Origin of the sequence: Methylobacterium sp. CCH5-D2, assembly GCF_001556475.1 — a bacterium.
GTDB lineage: Bacteria > Pseudomonadota > Alphaproteobacteria > Rhizobiales > Beijerinckiaceae > Methylobacterium > Methylobacterium hispanicum.
Genome location: NZ_LSIX01000628.1, coordinates 1 through 1,490 on the forward strand (window position 1 = coordinate 1; position 1,490 = coordinate 1,490).

A 1,490-nucleotide genomic window follows, 5' to 3' on the forward strand; every position below is an offset into this window, starting at 1 on the left:
CCGCTGAACACCTCCGTTCCCGCACCCGCGAGGATCGTGTCGTTGCCCTGGCCGCCGTAAACGGTGTCGAAGCCGTCGTTGCCGTAGATGAGATCGTCGCCGAGATTTCCGTAGATCAGGGCGGTCATCGGGCCGGAGGTGCGCGAGACGATCGTATCGTTACCCTGGCCGCCATAGACCGTGTCGGCCGAGCCGATCAGGTCGATGAAATCGTTGCCCTGGTTGCCGTAGACCAGGTTCGGGCCGAGGCCGCCGGCGATCGTGTCGTCGCCCAGGTTTCCGAAGATGTGCTGCCCTTCGGTCCCGGTCGAGTAGCTGTAGTTGATCAGGTCGTTGCCCTGGCCGCCGTAGACCGTATCCTGTCCGGCCGCGCCGGTGCCGCCATTGATCGTATCGTCGTCCTGGTTGCCGTAGATCAGGTCGGATCCGGCCCCGCCGTCGATCTGGTCCCGACCGAGGTTGCCGAGGATCGTGTCGTTGCCCCCGCCCGACTCGATCAGGTCGTCGCCCTGGCCACCGTAGAGGCGCAGCGCGGCCGCTCCGGCAGCGCGCAGGCTGTCGTTGCCCTGGTTGCCGTAGATGACATTGCCGAGGCCGGTCGCGGAGAGCGCGAAGGCGTCGTTGCCCTCCGCCCCGGAGAGCGTGTCGTTCGCGGAGGTGCCCGAGAGGACGAAGAGGTCGTTGTCCGCCGACCCCGTCACCGAGATGTTGCTCTCCGAAGAAATCAGATAGGTCGCCATCGCGAACGCTCCTCCGAAATCGGGCACTCTATCGCCGTCCATTGGTCGGCGAGGGCCCATCTTCGGGAGTTCTAACCAGATCTTCCGCGCACAACGACCGCTATAGCGAGCCGATCACCAGCCCACATGGCGTAATACGTTCGGTCGTGCGTGCGGGATGGCGTGCGGGGTGGCGTGCGGCGGCAGGGCCGTCGGGATCCGCGCGGAAAGCCCTCCGGACCGGCCGCCGGTTCAGCCGACCACGCCGTCGATGAGGTTGCGGCCGAGCAGGAACTCGGAGCTGAACGCGGTGCGCACCACCGGCTCCAGCGCGACCGACGGCGCCAGCGCGGCGGCCTCGGCGCGGCGGGCCTCCACCGCCTCGGCCAGGGTGACCGCCCGGAAGCGCAGGCGCGTGCCGGCCTGAGCCTGGGCGAGGCGGCCGAGATCGGCCCCGATCACGGTGGCGATCTTCGGGTAGCCGCCGGTCGGCTGCCGGTCGGCCATCAGGACGATCGGCAGGCCCTGGCCCGGCACCTGGATCGCCCCTTGCGCGACGCCGTCCGAGACGATGTCGTGGCCCCGGGCGTGGGCGAGCGGCGCGCCGTCGAGGAAGCAGGCCATGCGGTCGCCGCGCGGCGTCACGGTCCAGTCGCGGTCGAGGAAGGCCGCGATCTCGGAGGGGGCGAAGTGGTCGTCCTGCGGCCCGAGCACCACGCGGATCGTGCCCGGCGGCCGGTCGAGCCAGGGTGCGCCAAGCGCCGCCGGCTC

General features: G+C 69.9%; 2 protein-coding genes. Both read right to left on the bottom strand.

Annotated features, from left to right (window positions below; all coding sequences use genetic code 11):
* On the bottom strand, positions 1–740 hold a 740-nt coding region (locus AX737_RS16815; RefSeq protein ID WP_245293467.1), incomplete at its 3' end, for a calcium-binding protein.
* Between the two features lie 231 nt (positions 741–971).
* A partial coding sequence (locus AX737_RS16820; RefSeq protein ID WP_197430608.1) for a biotin-dependent carboxyltransferase family protein occupies positions 972–1,490 on the bottom strand: 519 nt, incomplete at its 5' end.